Genomic DNA, 15,319 nt, shown 5'->3' with positions numbered 1-15,319 from the left:
ACTACATCTGCAACGTGGTGGCCGGCGTGCTGGTGCTTGAACTGTAACCCTTGTTGTCCGGGAACGTGCCTTGGGTGCGCGGTCCGTACTCGATCACGCCGCCGCGCACCTGGTCGCGGTCAGCGCCGCCGCCGTCACTCCCTGCGGTCGCAACGCCAGCAGCGCCGCCGCTCCCGTCTGGGGCCATGTTGTAAAGCCGTGCGTCCTTCTCACGAATGGGCGCGGTCCAGGGCCACGCGGTGGCCACCATGATGTGCTTGCCGGCCGAAAGACGCACGCCATACGTGACGACGCTGACGCTGTAACCCAGGGCGCGCAACTGCGACAGATCCAACTCCTCCACGACGTTGTTGCTCGCGTCAATCCACTGAATCCACGCACGGTCCTGATCACCTACGCGCGCCCGCGCGGAGAGCCGAATGCGGCCCTTGTCGGCAAGCTGAGCCACATAGCGCTGCTCTTGCGTGAGGTCTGCGAGCGGATCAGGCGGAGGCGGCTGAATCGGCACACTCGGCGCACCGTTAGCAAACCCCGCGCCAACGTGCGTGGGTTTGGTGGTCTGGCTGGCAGATGCCATAGGCTTGTTGGGATCGGCGCGATCCTTGGTGAAATAGTGCATGAAGAAGTAGATGCCGACCCCGCCGAGTGTGAGGAAGATGGCAGCGCGCACAGCCATCGCGGCCCAGACGTTTTTACCGCCCTCCTCGTAAACCTCGGTGTTCTCGGCACCAGGCGCATAGCCGTCATAGAGCGGAAAAATGGCCGGGTCGTACTTGAGCGTTTGACCGCCGACCTTCTCAAACTTGCCCGGTGAGGTCGTGTGGAAATACGTCACGCGATAGCGGCCCTTCATGCCGATAGCGGTGAGCTTCTGGAACGTGTTTTTCTTCTCGATGCGCGCCTTGACCGCCGAGTGCAAGCGGTTGATCCATTGCGTCATGATCACGGCATCGCCGCCGTTCTGGCCAAGCAGCGCCCAAAAATTCTCGACGGCCGGCGCGAGCGGCTTGCGCTCGTTGACGTAGAACTCATGCACCTCATCGATCACAACCAATGCGTCTTTGAACTCGTCCGGGATACACCACTTGCCCGACTCGTCCTGCGTGCACGCAAACAACTTCGACACGTCCTTGGTGTCCACCAGCACAAGCAAGTGCTGAACATCATTCTCCGCCATGCCCAGGTGCTTGGCGATGCGGTCAAAGCGCAACCCATTCAATCGCGCAAACACACGACGCCCCTTTTTGAGCGCCGGAAGAATGTGATTCTTTACCGCGTCGTAACTCTTGCCGGCACGCGGCACACCTTCATTGAATACGAGCATGTCACCAAATCCCGAGCGTCAGCACGCGGCGAAGGAGAAAAAAAATCATGGCCGCGCCGATCATCACCAGCGCCGGACCAATCATGAATACATCGGCAAACCACAAGATGGTGCTACCCGCATTACCGAGCATGCCGCCAATGCTCTGCCCCTTCATGAAGTCGGGCATGGGCAGCAACGTCAGCACATAGAGAATTGCCGACAGCGACTGTTCCAGCCACATCACAAACAAGTCGCCCACAAAATCGACAATCGCCTGCCACACCATCTTGACCGCACGCCACAGCCACGCGGTCAAATCGTTGAACCAACCTGCTTGCATAGCGTCGCCCTCAGGTCACAGCAATGCGAATTGCGGCGTACGCAGCAATGGCGAGAATCACCCAGCCAGCCGCGCGCAAAAACGCCAGGAAATCGCCGCCACAGTGAAAATTGATCGTCATGGCGTCCCACCACTTCGACGCACCCAGCGAGAACACAGGACACGATCCGCCGGAGGGTACTTTCATGAAATCGCCGATACCGGCCACCATGGGCGTGCCGCGCACCTGCGTATTGAATTTGCTCAGCACAGACTCAACAGTCTTGCCACTTTTCTTGTAGAGCTCAGACATGGGTGCGCCCTCGCCGCCTTCCTCGCCATCACCGTCGCCGGGAAGCGTTCCGCCATCACCATCACCATCGCCATCACCGTCGCCGTCGCCATCACCGTCACCATCGCCATCGCCATCACCACCGCCGTCACCATCTCCACCGCCGTCTCCACCACCATCTCCACCGCCGTCTCCACCGCCGTCTCCACCGCCGTCTCCACCGCCATCGCCGCCACCGTCTCCACCACCATCGCCGCCACCGTCTCCACCACCATCATCATCGCCATCACCACCGTCATCGATAGGAGGCGCTGCATCATCCGTAGTGCACGTGGCGCCACTAGGCACATAGGTGTAGCCCTTGGGGCCACCAGCATCGACGGCATACGTGTAGTAGCAGCCATCGTTGCAAACGTCAGATGGCGTGGGTGCTGTCGGATTAGTCCAGCCGCTTTGGGACGGTCGCTTTGCACAGGTAGCAGTGTCCGGATACGTGGCATTGCCGGTGCCAATATCGAGGTCATACCCGATCCCGCATGTGTCGCCGGGATAGGTCATGCGCTGCGAGAAAACGCCAGGACCAGAAGACACCGCACGGATGGATTTCATACGACACACCGAAAGATCAGCAGGCACACCCATGGAAGACGCCTTCGCGAATGCCTCTCCCTGATCGCTACAGGCCCACGAACCGTTATTTGCAGACGTTGATGGCTCAGTCTGCACGCACGTAGCATGCACGATAGGAGAGAACGTGAGCGCTAAAAGAATCAGCATTGCCAACGAAACGCGAATCACGCGTCCAACCCCTTGACGCCTGCCCAACCGCACAGCGCGCCCATGAATCCACAGAACAACAAAATAATCATCGCCCCACCCCAGAAAGAGAGAGGGCGACACCGAAGCGCCGCCCTGCCCTCACCACCATTAGCCGAAGAAGCTTGCAACCTTCTTGGCACCCCACTTGGTGAAGCCCACCAAGGCAATGATTGCGGCCGCTGCGATCATCGCGGTAGCAGCTTCAGCACCGCTCACGCCAGTCAGAATGTCACCCATGTTGTCTCTCCTATTTGATTGATTGATTTACCGGTCGTTGAACATGCCCGCGACGCTGCCGGCAAGGCGCCCCAGGACGAACCACACGATCACCAGGCCACAGCAGCCGGTGGACCACGCTACGGCGTCCTCCTGGCTGGGCATTGCGAACGCTTCTTGCACCAGCGCATACACGCTGTATTCGCTACCACTGACGAGCACGTAGCCGCTGCACTCGCCGACCGATTGGCCGGTGGGCACCAACGTGCCATCCACTTGCAGGGCTACGCACATCGCCATGAATCACCCGACCTTTGCGGGCTGCTGTTGCAGCTTCGCAGTGAGGTCCGGAATCAGACGAATGCGACGGCCGAACTCGAGACCGCCGAATTTATTGTTCTGCAACGACTTGGGATCGATGATGTAGAAGCCCTCGCCATACGGCGGTTGATCCTCGTCCAGACCGATGGTGAACGGCAGTGGGAAATCGCCCTCACGCAGCACAGCGGCGGTCTGCTCACGGAAATGCGTCGCGGGCTTACCCTCGCGCGCGGGGAACGAACGAACAGCGACAGCGGAACTCATGATCTGCACTTTCATAGTTGGACTACCTTCCAGGCGAATGTCCGGCCGAAAATGAATGTGACTTTCCACGGAGACGGCCAGAACTCTCCGGTAAGCCTGTCGAACCATCCGCCCTTTGCTTTGCGGATATCCGCTTCCCCGCCGAGAGCTTCACGCGCGTCTTTGGGTGCTTTCCACCAGCGCAATTCGCGCTTGGATTCGGTGTTGAGTCCACCGCAGCCGTGTGTGCGAAATCCCTTGGGAAAAGCAGCAGCTGTAATGGCGGTGAACTTGCTTGCGTATTTGGCGAGATAGCCGACGCAGTTGCGGGCCTTCTCGATTTGGCTGCTGCCATGGGGCCACCATCCGCGTTGATCGACCTTGCCAAAAAACATGCCCTGAGGCACCCACAACATCACGTGGTAGTGCGGTCGGAATCGTTGGGTGAGCTCTCCGACCCATACGTAACGAAAGCTTTCACGGTTCCACCGTGCGCGCCCAGATTTAAGGCGATTGAAGTGGCCGCGCATGCGTTTAAATAGTTCGCTAACGTCACGAGGGCTGCTGTCGCTTCCATCACGGTAGGTGAGCGTGAGGAAATACCACGCACCACGGAAGGAGCCTTTTTTCGCTTCCTGGTCATGCAGACGTGCTCCGGTAATCACGGACTTGCGCAGCCGTTGCGCCCGCGCTTGTAGCGGGTCAATTTCGATGGTCACGGTGCCGGTTGTAGAGGCCCGCGTGTCACTTGTTTTGTAATGGACAAGCCCAAGGGCCAGCGCTGCGCGCTGGCCCTCTGGGGTCAATGCGATGGGATGGGCAGCGTCGAACTCACGCACGCTTGTGCCGACCACACGCTTGTTCTTTTGGATCTTCTCTGCGGCAATTTCAGTGCGGCGCGTAGCGGCCTGCATGACGCCCACAGATGCATCAAACGCGGATAGCTCACGCGATTGCGTGGGCTGTTCCTGCATGCGGATGCGTGCGTTCTTCGACGTACAAGAAACGCAGAGGCCACCGGGGAAAAAGTAGACGGTGGGTTCACCGCAGAACGAGCAGGTGCCGTCAGCCACGTCGCACCTCGCGATATGCGATTGCGACCAGCGCGGCTTGCTCAATTTGCGCGACCATCGCGGCATGCTTGCGATCACGCACCCAGCCGGCGAGGCGGACTAGCCCGAAGCCAACGGTCAGCGCGGAGGCGCTGAGCAGTGCGAGTGCGTGTGTGTCCATGAAGCCCCTATCCCCTACCCCTTGACCCGGGCCCCGGAGGGGAACCGGGGGGCGGGGTGTGGTCCACAAGGACGACACCAGCGAATGTAATCTAATCGGACCACATCTTGTCAACCACGAGGACACCATGGCAGCTGTAGACGAGCTACTTGACAAAGTGAAGGAGAGTTGCTCTCTCCCGTCAGATATGGCTTTGGCGACCAAAATGGGAATTCAGCGCCAGCTGCTTTCTAAGGCGCGAATGGGCGACAAGCCGCTGTCAGATGAACGAATTGCGCAACTCTGCGCGATGGCAAAGCTCGACGGCGGATCGTGGATGGCAAGAATTCACGCAGAACGAGCGGGCACGCCGGCAGAGAGAGCGCTATGGCGATCAGTGTTGGACAGGCTAAGCGCGGCCGCCGCGGTGGTCGCGCTGGTGGTGCTCGCGGTGCACACAGGGGCGCATGAGGGGCTGCTGACGGCCCTTTCACCGCTCGCCCTAACGGCACCTTCTATACATTATGCGAAATGGCGTATCGGTCGGCACGATCGCGAATTCGTTTGGTCTGCCTTTGGATCAAGTCTTGCCTGCCAAACCACTCCCCTCGCAAAACGGAACTCGCAGCATTAGCAACACCACCTACAATTTGACCGCAGTCCACCTTGCTGCCCGGCTGGCGATTGGCTGGCTGTAATCTTGGTGCCCATGGGCGAACGGACACTCGAGCGCCAGCTTCGAGATTTGCTGTGGCGTGGCGATGAAGACGGTTCAGCAGTCAATGGCCGAGGTCGTTGTGGTGGACCTTGGCGAATGGCGGGAACGCTACTTCGGTCGCGCTGGCTGAGGCAAGCGTCTCCGTAGCGAGCTGATGCCCCCTACAACCCGGCGATACAATGCGCGCAACGACTCAGGGGGGACGCATGGAACGCCAAGAACCGACACTAGGGAAAGATGCCGGGCTAGATGGTGTCGAATTTCGCCCCAGAAGCTACCGAGGGCCGACACGGTCAGTACCCGATTCCTCAGACTTTTGGATCAAGGCGGGCATCTGCTTGGCCGTACTTGTGGTGGTTGCTGTCGGGCTGATCGAGTGGAATGCTCGCCGCCAGGCTGCAGCGATGACCGCTGAATTGATGCGCCCGATGACGCCGAGCGAACAGCGACAACTCAACCGTCAATTAGCTCAAATGGATGCAGAGGCCGCGCAAGAAATCGCAGCGATGCGCAGACAGCTTTGGCAGGATCAGCCTGTCGCACCGCGTTACGAACCCGGACCATTGAAGCCAGGCCAGCGCTGCATGCAAGGGCGCCGCCTGCAGCGGATTCAGAATGGATGGACCCAGCTACGCGAACCTTGTTGAGGCGTCATTCGTCCAGGGGCGCATAACGCTAACAAGTCAGACGCAGTAGGCGCTATTAATGAACTGGCGGTGGGCCGCGCCCATGTTTCAGGTCTCCGCCGAGAACTTGGCGTCGAATAATGGTTCCGGTGCCCTACCCCGATAAGCGCCCCGGAATCGTACCCACTCATTTCGTAGCCAGCAGCGCCCTCGTCCCGACGCGTTGCGGTTCTTTGGAACTAGTCGTTGCGAATGTCCATCGCGCACGGCTCAGCCCGTTGCGGTGCAATAAGCGTTGCAACTCACGCCGCACGCAGACGATGTCGGCTTGGGCGGCACTATCGAGAATGCGTTGCGCCAGCGCATCAAATTGCGGCCAGAACTGGCTTGGGTCGCGCACCCGCTGTGGCCATACGGCCAGCATCTTGCCCAGGTCGGACAGCTGGTGATCGGTATTGGTGCGGATGCTCATGTCGCGTCTCCTGGCCACTCCAGAGCGACAGCGTGGACCGCGCCGTCATCGATCAGGGTGAAAGCAAGCGCTGCCTGGGGTATTCCATCCACCTCCAGCCTGGCATCTCCGCCTTTACGCTGGGTGATGTCGATGACATAGGTGCTCGTGCCGTACCGATAACGCAGCTGGTAGCCCGGCCATGCGGCCGGAATGCACGGTGTGATCTGTAGACGCGTACCGCGCCGCTGCAGACCGAGCAGCGATTCGGTCAGTAACCGATACATCCAGCCCGCTGCGCCGGTATACCAACTCCAGCCGCCGCGACCGGTATGCGGGGCCACCGCGTAGACGTCGGCGGCCAGCACGTAAGGTTCGGCTTTGTAGCGCTGCACTGCCTGCGCATCCAGCGCATGGTGAATGGGGTTGATCAGCCCGGCGAGCTGCCAGGCTCGCGCGCTATCGCCAAGGTACGCGAAGGCCATCGCCGCCCAGACCGCTGCATGGGTGTATTGCCCCCCGTTTTCGCGCACGCCGGGCACGTAGCCGCGGATGTAGCCGGGGTCATGCCCGGTGCGATCGAATGGCGGCATCAACAACTTGACGACGCCTGCGTCCGCATCAACCAGCTGCTGGTGCATTGCATCCATGGCCTGCGCACTGCGTGCCGGATCCATCGCGCCGGATAACACCGACCAACTTTGCGACAGCGAATCGATGCGGCACTCGTCCGACGTATGCGACCCCAACGGCGTGCCGTCGTCGAACCAGGCGCGCCGATACCATTGCCCGTCCCAGGCATGCCGCTCCAGCGCAATACGCAGGGTCTGCGCGTGTGCTTGGCAGGTAGCGGCAAAGGCGTGGTCGCCGTGTTGCACCGCCACGGCAGAAAAACGCAGCAGTGTGTCGTAGAGGAAGAACCCCAGCCACACGCTTTCGCCCTTCCCTTCCTTGCCGACGCGATTCATGCCGTCGTTCCAATCGCCGCTGCCGATCAACGGCAAACCACGCTCGCCCAGATGTGCCATGCCGCGTTGCAGTGCGAGCACGCCGTGCGCATAGAGCGACTGCAGCGCGCCCGTCACAGCAGGCAGGTCGTAATACGACTCTTCGTCGGCCTTGAGTGCACGCCCGTCAATAAAACCAACCAGTTCATCGAGCACGCCGCTGTCAGCGGTGGTGTCCAGGTAGCGGCAAATGGCTTGCGGCAACCACAAGAAGTCGTCCGAACACTGCGTGCGCACGCCGCGGTTCTGTGGCGGATGCCACCAATGCTGGACATCGCCTTGTGGAAACTGGCGCGCGGCGCTGCGCAGCAGGTGCGCGCGGCTGAGCTCCGGCTGCGCATGCACCATCGCCATGCTGTCCTGTAACTGGTCGCGAAACCCGAAAGCGCCTCCGGATTGGTAATAGCCGCTGCGCGCCAGGAACCGGCAGGCAATGGTCTGATAGAGCAGCCAGCCGTTGGCCAACAGGTCCACTGCCGGGTCGGGCGTGGTCACCTGGACGTTGCCCAGCACCTGCTCCCAATGCGTGCGCACGGCAAGCAACGCCGCGTGTGCGGTGGCCACGCCACGACTGCGCCGCGCTACGTCCAGCGCCGCATCGCGGCTGCTGGCCGCGCCCAGCCGGAACACCGTCTCGATGCTCTGTCCGGCCTCCAGGGTCACCGGGATCTGGATCGCCGCACATGGGTCCAGCCCTGCGCCGACCCGACCGGACAGCCGCTGCCGGGACAGCGCGGCTGGCGCCTGCATGTCGCCATTGCGGCCCAGGAACTCGCTGCGGTCGGCACTGATACTGCCGCTGGGCGCATCGGCATCGAAGAAGGCGACGCGGCCGTCGAACTCGGTGTTGTATGGATTGTGTGCAGTGAGCACGCTGGTTGCCAAATCCACCTCACTCACCACGTGCAGCTGCGAGCGCGTGCGGATGTCACCGAGTACCCATTCCACATAGCCAGTCACGCTAAGCCGACGCGCGCGGCCGGAGAGGTTCTTCAGCCGTAGATGGCTGAACTTGATGGGCTGCTCTACATCGACGAACACCCAGAGCTCGCTGGCAATGCCATGTTCGGTATGGCTATAGACGCTGTAGCCGAAGCCGTGGCGCACTGTATAACGCCCGCTGCCGCGGCACGGCAGCGCCATCGGCGACCACACCTGGCCAGTCTCCTCATCGCGCAGGTAGAACGCTTCGCCACAGGTATCGCCGACCGGGTCGTTATGCCAGGGCGTCAGCCGGAACTCATGCGCATTCTCGGCCCAGGTATAGCCGGGGCTGCTGTCGCTGACCACGGTGCCGAATTGCGCATTGGCCATCACGTTGCACCACGGCGCCGGCGTGGTCGTGCCCTCGTCCAGGGTGATGCAGTATTCGCGACCATCGGCGGCAAACGCACCAAGGCCGTTGTCGAACAGCAGCTGGCCTGCCTCAGCCTGCGCGACTGCAACTTCCAGCACCGACGCGCTAGGCTGATCGGTGAGATCGGCCTGCTGCGGCAGATGTTCCAGCAGCGGCGGCTGCGCGCGCCGGCCGGCGAGGCGCTCCAACTGTGCGGCAAGCGTGCCGTTGGCGTCGCTGAGGATTGCACGTGCCACGGTTTGCAGCAGGATCCGGTCTTCCTGCGAGATGTGTTCGATGGCACGCACGAAAATGCCGCCTGGGCGGTCCAGCACATTGGCTTCCGGGTCGGCGGCGATCAGCCCCAGAATGGTGTCCTGTAGCTGTTGCCGGTAACCGGACTGGCTCTCGTTCCAGATCACCAGATCCGCACGCAGCCCCTTGAGCCGCCAATACGCATGTGCCTGTACGAGCTGCTGCACCAACGCCACATTGTCCGGGTCGGCGATGCGCAGCAGGACGATCGGCAGGTCGCCGGAAATGGCATGACTCCACAGCGCCGATTGTCCTCGATGGTTATGCAGCAAGACCTCGCTATCGGCGCGCAATTGCGGGTCGACGAAGAGCACGCGCGCGGCAAGCCGTTCGTAGAGCATCGCGTCTTCCAACGAGGCGTTGATCTGTCGGCGCGTGACCTGGCTCTGTGTCAGTGCCAGATCGAACACGCGGTCAGCCAGGCGGCGGTCACGGTATTTGTCGATCAGCGCACTGCACACCTCGCGCTGGGTGCCCACGCCGTAGACCATGTCCACCTGCGCCTGCTGATCTGGTGCCAACGCGATGCGGCAACGGATAGCCACAATGGGATCAAGTACCGAACCTGCGGCGCCGGACAACATGCCCTGCCCGCTAAACGCCACTGGGTTGCGGGTGCTGCGGCCACGGCCGACGAACGCGGCGCGATCGGTCTCGTAGGAGATCGACGCCACATCCGCATCGTGGACGGCAACCAAATGCAACATCCACGGCTGCGCTTCGTCATGTCCACGCGGGCGCCGTGTGCACAGCAGTGCCTGCTTGTCGGCCAGGATTTCGGTCTGCACGAACAAGTTGCTGAACGCCGGATGTGCTTCGTCGGAGGCGGCCGGTGCCAACACCACTTCGGCGTAGGTGGTGATTTCGATGACACGGGTCTGCCGTGACCGATTGCGGATGCGCAGTCGCCGCAGCTCCACATCGTCCTCGGCGGAGATGGCGATTTCCAGATGGCTCTCGTAGCCCTGGTGGCTGCCTTTGAACTCGACCTTTGCATCCGAAAAGATCGCCTCGTAGCGCTCCACCGGTACGCAGGTCGGCTGATGTGCGGCCGACCATGTAGCACCGCTGTCCACGTCGCGCAGATAGCAGAAGGTGCCCCAATGATCGCGGGTACCGTCCTCGCGCCAGCGTGTGACGGCCATGTCGCGCGCGCGGCTGTAGCCACCGCCGGCGGAGGTCAGCATTCCGTGATAACGCCCATTGGAGAGCAACTGCAGCGCCGGTTGCGGCAGGTCCGGATCGCGATAGATGCGCAACGCCATCCCCGCCTCGCTGGGCACTGGTCGATCTTCGGCGTCGGTCAATCCCTTGAGGTAAACACCGGCGCGCGGCGCGCGCTCCTGCAGCAGTAATGCCGTTGCCTGGCATTGTGGGTCGGCCATGAAGCGGGCCTGCATGGGCGCATCACGCAGCACCTGGTCGAGCGCCAGCAGCGCCATGCCCTGATGGTGCGACATGAAAGAGCGCACCACCGCATGCTGGGTGCCACGCGGGACGCGCGCCGGCGTGTAATCAATCGCTTCGTAGAGACCGAATTGCCCGCCAAATCCCAACCCATGCAGCCGCTGCAGATTGCGACACGCCGCATGCGGTTCGACCATCAACGCCATTGCGCTGGCGTAAGGCGCGATCACCAGATCCTGGCCCAGCCCGCGCTTGAGTCCGAGCCCAGGGACTCCAAAGGCGCGGTATTGGTAATTGCGCTGCGTATCTACCGTGTTGTAACCGGATTCGGACACGCCCCAGGGCACATTGCGCGCCACGCCATACCGGATCTGCGCCTGCACTGCGCCGCGCATCGAGCGATGCAACAGCGTCTGCGGGTAGCTTGGCATCACCAGATCAGGCATCAGATACTCGAACATCGAGCCGCTCCACGACAGCAGCGTCGGCTCGCCGCCGGTATCGGTCAGTGTGCGCCCGAGGGCGAACCAGCTCTCCTGCGGCAACCTGCCTTGCGCAATCGCCACGAAGATTCCCAGGCGCGCTTCCGAAGCGAGCAGATCGTAATTCCCCGCATCCAGGCGGCGTTCGTCGACGTTATAGCCGATCGACAACAGCTGCTGCGCGGGGCGATAAAGAAAGTCGTAGTCCATCTCTGCCAAGCGGCCTGCGACCTGCGCCAGCTGCTCCAGTTCCTGCAGACGTGCAGAGGCCCAACGCTGCGTGCCGGGCGTACCATCGGTTGCGGCCAGCTGCCGCAGCGTTGCGACACGGCTGTCGTGTGCTACCGGTGCATCTGTCTCGGGATCGGCCTCTGCAGAGGTGCAATGGCTCAGCTCGGCCAGCACCGCTTCACAGGTCTCCACTAAGCGCTGCAGCCAAGGATCGGGCGCCTCGCTGCCGCTACCCTGGCGTGCTGCCCGCATCAGTTGGCCTTGCGCCAGCAGCAGTTGCAATGTCGCTTTGGCTTGCACTACCGTCGGCACCGGTAGCTCACGCACCCCATCCAGTGCGTAGGTCATTGCAGCAAGAGCGGCACCGTCACCATCACCACGCGGCTGCTCGGCCAGCACGGCAACGGTGTCAGACAGCCCATCGAAGAGCGCCGAGTGCAGCAGCGGCGCATCTGCCAGCGCCAGCAGGCCCTGGCGCAGGGTCAGCAGATGCCCGGCAAGGTTGCCGCTGTCCACGGTGGACACGTAGCGTGGCGACAGCGGCGCCAGAGTTTCGGTGTCATACCAGTTGTAGAAATGCCCGCGGTGACGCGGCAACCCTTCTAACGTGGTCAGCGTGTCGGTCACCCGCGCGATCACCCCGCCCATGGTCAGATAGCCCAGGTCGTAGGCGGCCAGGTTGGCGAGCAGGCCCAGGCCGATATTGGTCGGCGAGGTACGGCTGGCCACCACGGTCTCGGGATACTCCTGCACGTTGTCCGGCGGCAGCCAGTGATGCTGCGCCGTGCAATGGGCCTCGAAGAATGCCCAGGTGCGCCTTGCCAATCCGCCAAGAAACACGCGCTGTTCCTGCGACAGTTGTGCCACCGGCGCGGCGGGACGTTCGCCCAGCCACGCCATCAACCAAGGCGCTGCCATCCAGCTCAGCCCCATTGGCAACGCGGCCCACAACGCCCACGGAGCCAACCAGGCCACCGCTGCGACGACCAGCGCCGCGGTGCAGGCAGCGCCTGCCATGACCCGATGCTCTGCGTCGCCACTGCGCGCACCACGTTCCACCTCGCTGGACGGCGCCCACTGCAACAGATGGCGGTGGGTAACTGCCATGCGCACCAGCGAGCGCGCGATGGCTGCCAGCTGCAGTCCGGCTTCGAATGGCAGGCAGGCAAGCACCACGCCAATGCGCAGCATCGATTGACGCAGCCCCACCGCCACCTGGCGCGCATGATGGTGCCATGCCAATCCCTCAGGAGGATGGGCCAGCGCATACGCTGCCGAACACAGCCCTGGCAAGAGCCATAGCAGCAGCAACCAGAGCGTCCAGCGCACGGGTGTCGGCGATGCCAACCAACCGGTCAACAACAAGGCGAAGGCGGCCGGTGCCACCAGACTGCGGCGCAGGTTGTCCAGCAACTTGCCACGCGATAGCCACGACAGCGGATTAGGCGCATATCGGCCGTCGCGGTCAGGCACCCACGGCAGCAGCCACGGCAGTAATTGCCAGTCGCCGCGCACCCAGCGCGCACGGCGCTTGGCATCCGTGGCGTAGCGCTGTGGGTGGCGCTCGTACAGGCGCACATCGCTGAGCAGCCCGGCACGCACGTAACAGCCTTCCAGCAGGTCGTGGCTCAGCACGCAGTTGTCGGGGAAGCGACCGGCCAAGACCTGTTCAAAGGTCGCCACCGCGTAAATCCCCTTGCCGATGAACGAGCCTTCGCCAAACAGGTCCTGATACACATCGGACACCACACGTGTGTAGGGATCGATGCCTGGTTCGATGCCGAACATGCGTGCAAACCGCGACTCGCCCCCTTCGCTCATACCGGTGCCAAGGCCAGGCTGCAAAATGCCGTAGCCGGCTTCAACGCGTTGGCCGGTCGCGTCCAGGCGCGGCACGTTCAGTGGATGCGACATGGCACCCACCAGCGCACGGGCAGCATCCCTGGGCAACTGAGTGTCACTGTCCAGGGTGATCACATAGCGCACATGCACCAATGCGGTGACATCGCCCTGCACCTGCAGGAACTCGGTCGCAGCTTGCAGAGCCACGTCCTCGGCACATAGCAGCCGGTTGAGGGCTTCCAGCTTGCCGCGCTTTCGTTCTGCACCCATCCAGCAGCGCTCGCCGGCGCTCCACTGGCGTGCCCGGTGCAAGAGGAAGAATCGGTCGCCGTGCGCATCGGCATAGCGTTCGTTGAGCCGCTCGATGTGCTGCGCTGCGCGCGCTAGCAACGATGCGTCGGCCGGCTGCGATGCCTCTGGCGCATCCAGGAAATCGGTGAGCAGGGCGAAGTAGAGCTGTGCATCGCGATTGGCCAGCGCGTGCACCTCAAGCGCGGCAGCCAGCTCATCGATCGCCGCTGCGTTTGCCAGCATGCTGGGCATCACCACCAGCGTGCGGCAGTCGGGCGGAATGCCCAGGCGCAACTCCATGCGAGGCAATGGATGCGGACGCACCCACAGCGTTGCCACCCAGTTGACCAACGCGATCCCCAGCTCGCTGGCGGCCAGCATTGCAAGGCCAGCGACAGACCACCACACAGCCGGCGGCAAGGCCGGCAGCCATCGCATCAGGAGGCCGGCCCATAGCAGCGAGATCAGTGCAATCGGCACCAGATAGATTGGCAGCGGCACCCTGCGTGCATGCGGCCGGTGCGAGATCGGCAACGCTTGCGCAGGCGTATGTGGCGCGCGCAGTGCTGCACGCAGCGTGGGTAGCCCCGCATCCACCAAGAAATAGCCCACATGTGCGGCGACCGAGCTCCGGTCGTCGGCCCGCATCGCCAGCTGCAACGCGACCTGTGCCACTTCTGTCTCGTCGCCGCGGATGTGCTGCGCCAGCGATTCCACTACGTGGCGGTAGGCATCCCGGGTCTGGAAATCCATGCGCGCATAGACGTCGGCGGGATCCTTGCGCAGGGTCTGCTCGACCAAACTCATGCTCTCGACGAATTCGCGCCAATCCATCTGATCCAGAAAACGCAGGCTTCCGATGCTGTTGCTGATCGACACCTGCTCGGCGGCTTGGCGCTGGCTCTCGGCATGCACCAAGCCCTCCACGCTGTGGCCTTCGCTGGCCAACCATTGCTCTACCCATGCACTGGCCATCGACAACACGGGGCCACGGCCTTGGATACCGCGCGTGAGCTCAGCCACGAATGCCCCGGTGGCGGGCGGCTGCGAGCGTGCAATGTCGGCCACGACGGCCACGACATCCTTGGGCTGCGCTGCAGCGGTGGCATTGAGCAACGCCGCCCACTGCGCGGCGAGATGTGTGTCGCGTCCATCGTGCATGATGTCGTCGGCGATGCGGCGCACGTTGTCGATCAAGGCCAGCCGGAGCACGATTGGAACCGCCCATAGCTCGCCAAGTTTGAGCGGCGCGACCTGTTGATAAGCGGCGATGAAGCGACTCAGCGTGATTGCGTCCACACGGCCATCGCCATGCGCAACAACCTGCAGCCCCAGCTCGTAGACACGCGGCAGGCCAGTCGCGGTTGTCGTCTGCAGACGCGGCAGTTGTCGGCTGTAGCCTGGCGGAAGATGCAGTCGCGCCAGGCGCATGTGCTCTTCAACCAGATAATAGTTGTCCAGCAACCACTCCCCGGCAGGATGCATGCGCACCCCCTCAGCAACCATCTGGCTCAGCTGCGCTGCTGCACTGCCAAGCGCCCGTTGATTGCGTCTGAGCCCCGATAGCAGCAACTCCCGTGCCGGCCCTGTGTAGAGCACATGCGAGGTTGCCAGCGCACGTGCCAGGCCCTCCATTTGTTCATCGCCGAGCAGGGCTGCGCTGGGAATTCCAGCATTACGCGCCGACTGTGTTGGTAGTGCTGCTGGTTGGATAATCGACTGCCACCAGAGAGAAAACGCAGAAGCCTTCCGTGGTGGAAGCATGGAGACAGGACCTGTGCGGCGTGAGCGCCGCTAGAGCCAGGATCATGCGCGCTAGCGCCAGGTGACATGTGAAGGCTTCAGGACAGTGGCTGACATTGGGTCAGGCGCCAGAGGCATTCGC

Annotated in this window: 12 protein-coding genes and 1 pseudogene; 2 read left to right on the top strand and 11 right to left on the bottom strand. The window is 62.7% G+C overall.

Annotated features, from left to right (window positions below):
- Window position 1: 1 nt before the first annotated feature.
- The 9 genes from XCC_RS10730 to XCC_RS22095 all read right to left on the bottom strand — a co-directional run bounded on the left by XCC_RS10730 (window position 2) and on the right by XCC_RS22095 (window position 4,749).
- Window positions 2-1,324: a zonular occludens toxin family protein gene (locus XCC_RS10730; RefSeq protein WP_011037227.1), complete on the bottom strand. Its 1,323-nt coding sequence runs from the start codon at window positions 1,322-1,324 to the stop codon at window positions 2-4.
- A gap of 1 nt (window position 1,325) precedes the next feature.
- Entirely contained in the window at window positions 1,326-1,646 is a 321-nt protein-coding gene (locus tag XCC_RS10725) for a minor coat protein (protein WP_011037230.1), read from the bottom strand.
- A gap of 10 nt (window positions 1,647-1,656) precedes the next feature.
- Entirely contained in the window at window positions 1,657-1,938 is a 282-nt protein-coding gene (locus tag XCC_RS22785) for a hypothetical protein (RefSeq protein WP_194734391.1), read from the bottom strand.
- The gene (locus tag XCC_RS22780; protein ID WP_164923334.1) at window positions 1,890-2,237 is read right to left on the bottom strand and encodes a hypothetical protein; all 348 of its coding nucleotides are present in this window, start codon (window positions 2,235-2,237) and stop codon (window positions 1,890-1,892) included. The genes XCC_RS22785 and XCC_RS22780 overlap by 49 nt, the downstream gene beginning before the upstream one ends.
- Before the next feature lie 607 nt (window positions 2,238-2,844).
- Window positions 2,845-2,973: a Phi-Lf prophage-derived major coat protein gene (locus tag XCC_RS10710; RefSeq protein ID WP_005918131.1), complete on the bottom strand. Its 129-nt coding sequence runs from the start codon at window positions 2,971-2,973 to the stop codon at window positions 2,845-2,847.
- 27 nt (window positions 2,974-3,000) lie between these two features.
- On the bottom strand, window positions 3,001-3,252 hold the full coding sequence (locus tag XCC_RS10705) for a hypothetical protein (protein WP_019237633.1): 252 nt from the start codon (window positions 3,250-3,252) through the stop codon (window positions 3,001-3,003).
- 3 nt (window positions 3,253-3,255) lie between these two features.
- Window positions 3,256-3,552, bottom strand: coding sequence for a G5P family DNA-binding protein (locus XCC_RS10700; protein ID WP_011037222.1), 297 nt, complete (start codon window positions 3,550-3,552; stop codon window positions 3,256-3,258).
- The gene (locus XCC_RS10695) at window positions 3,549-4,490 is read right to left on the bottom strand and encodes a rolling circle replication-associated protein (protein ID WP_029628957.1); all 942 of its coding nucleotides are present in this window, start codon (window positions 4,488-4,490) and stop codon (window positions 3,549-3,551) included. Before XCC_RS10695 ends, XCC_RS10700 begins: the two co-directional genes overlap by 4 nt.
- A 91-nt stretch (window positions 4,491-4,581) precedes the next feature.
- Window positions 4,582-4,749 carry a hypothetical protein gene (locus XCC_RS22095; RefSeq protein ID WP_165442008.1) on the bottom strand — a complete coding sequence of 56 codons (168 nt, stop codon included), beginning with the start codon at window positions 4,747-4,749 and terminating at the stop codon, window positions 4,582-4,584.
- Window positions 4,750-4,876: 127 nt separating this feature from the next.
- Between XCC_RS22095 and XCC_RS10690 the strand changes: the two are divergent.
- A pseudogene (locus tag XCC_RS10690) lies at window positions 4,877-5,297 on the top strand (DUF3693 domain-containing protein); the annotation flags it as partial.
- 355 nt (window positions 5,298-5,652) lie between these two features.
- Window positions 5,653-6,093, top strand: coding sequence for a hypothetical protein (locus XCC_RS10685; protein ID WP_223645310.1), 441 nt, complete (start codon window positions 5,653-5,655; stop codon window positions 6,091-6,093).
- Between the two features lie 166 nt (window positions 6,094-6,259).
- Here the strand turns inward: XCC_RS10685 and XCC_RS10680 are convergent, their stop codons facing one another.
- Together XCC_RS10680 and XCC_RS10675 are read right to left on the bottom strand one after the other, a co-directional pair.
- On the bottom strand, window positions 6,260-6,544 hold the full coding sequence (locus XCC_RS10680) for a hypothetical protein (RefSeq protein WP_011037219.1): 285 nt from the start codon (window positions 6,542-6,544) through the stop codon (window positions 6,260-6,262).
- Window positions 6,541-15,198 (bottom strand): GH36-type glycosyl hydrolase domain-containing protein, encoded by an 8,658-nt coding sequence (locus tag XCC_RS10675; RefSeq protein ID WP_011037218.1) that lies wholly within the window; start codon window positions 15,196-15,198, stop codon window positions 6,541-6,543. Before XCC_RS10675 ends, XCC_RS10680 begins: the two co-directional genes overlap by 4 nt.
- Window positions 15,199-15,319: the final 121 nt, after the last annotated feature.

Source organism: Xanthomonas campestris pv. campestris str. ATCC 33913, assembly GCF_000007145.1.
Lineage (GTDB): Bacteria > Pseudomonadota > Gammaproteobacteria > Xanthomonadales > Xanthomonadaceae > Xanthomonas > Xanthomonas campestris.
Note: the sequence above shows the minus strand (reverse complement) of the source record. Positions and strands in the feature narration are given on the sequence as shown.

Bases quoted from the DNA above. Each gene is read 5' to 3' on its own strand.
- XCC_RS10730 (WP_011037227.1), bottom strand. From the start codon at position 1,324: ATGCTCGTATTCAATGAAGGTGTGCCGCGTGCCGGCAAGAGTTACGAC.
- XCC_RS10725 (WP_011037230.1), bottom strand. From the start codon at position 1,646: ATGCAAGCAGGTTGGTTCAACGATTTGACCGCGTGGCTGTGGCGTGCG.
- XCC_RS22785 (WP_194734391.1), bottom strand. From the start codon at position 1,938: ATGTCTGAGCTCTACAAGAAAAGTGGCAAGACTGTTGAGTCTGTGCTG.
- XCC_RS22780 (WP_164923334.1), bottom strand. From the start codon at position 2,237: ATGATGCAGCGCCTCCTATCGATGACGGTGGTGATGGCGATGATGATG.
- XCC_RS10710 (WP_005918131.1), bottom strand. From the start codon at position 2,973: ATGGGTGACATTCTGACTGGCGTGAGCGGTGCTGAAGCTGCTACCGCG.
- XCC_RS10705 (WP_019237633.1), bottom strand. From the start codon at position 3,252: ATGGCGATGTGCGTAGCCCTGCAAGTGGATGGCACGTTGGTGCCCACC.
- XCC_RS10700 (WP_011037222.1), bottom strand. From the start codon at position 3,552: ATGAAAGTGCAGATCATGAGTTCCGCTGTCGCTGTTCGTTCGTTCCCC.
- XCC_RS10695 (WP_029628957.1), bottom strand. From the start codon at position 4,490: ATGCAGGAACAGCCCACGCAATCGCGTGAGCTATCCGCGTTTGATGCA.
- XCC_RS22095 (WP_165442008.1), bottom strand. From the start codon at position 4,749: ATGGACACACACGCACTCGCACTGCTCAGCGCCTCCGCGCTGACCGTT.
- XCC_RS10685 (WP_223645310.1), top strand. From the start codon at position 5,653: ATGGAACGCCAAGAACCGACACTAGGGAAAGATGCCGGGCTAGATGGT.
- XCC_RS10680 (WP_011037219.1), bottom strand. From the start codon at position 6,544: ATGAGCATCCGCACCAATACCGATCACCAGCTGTCCGACCTGGGCAAG.
- XCC_RS10675 (WP_011037218.1), bottom strand. From the start codon at position 15,198: ATGCTTCCACCACGGAAGGCTTCTGCGTTTTCTCTCTGGTGGCAGTCG.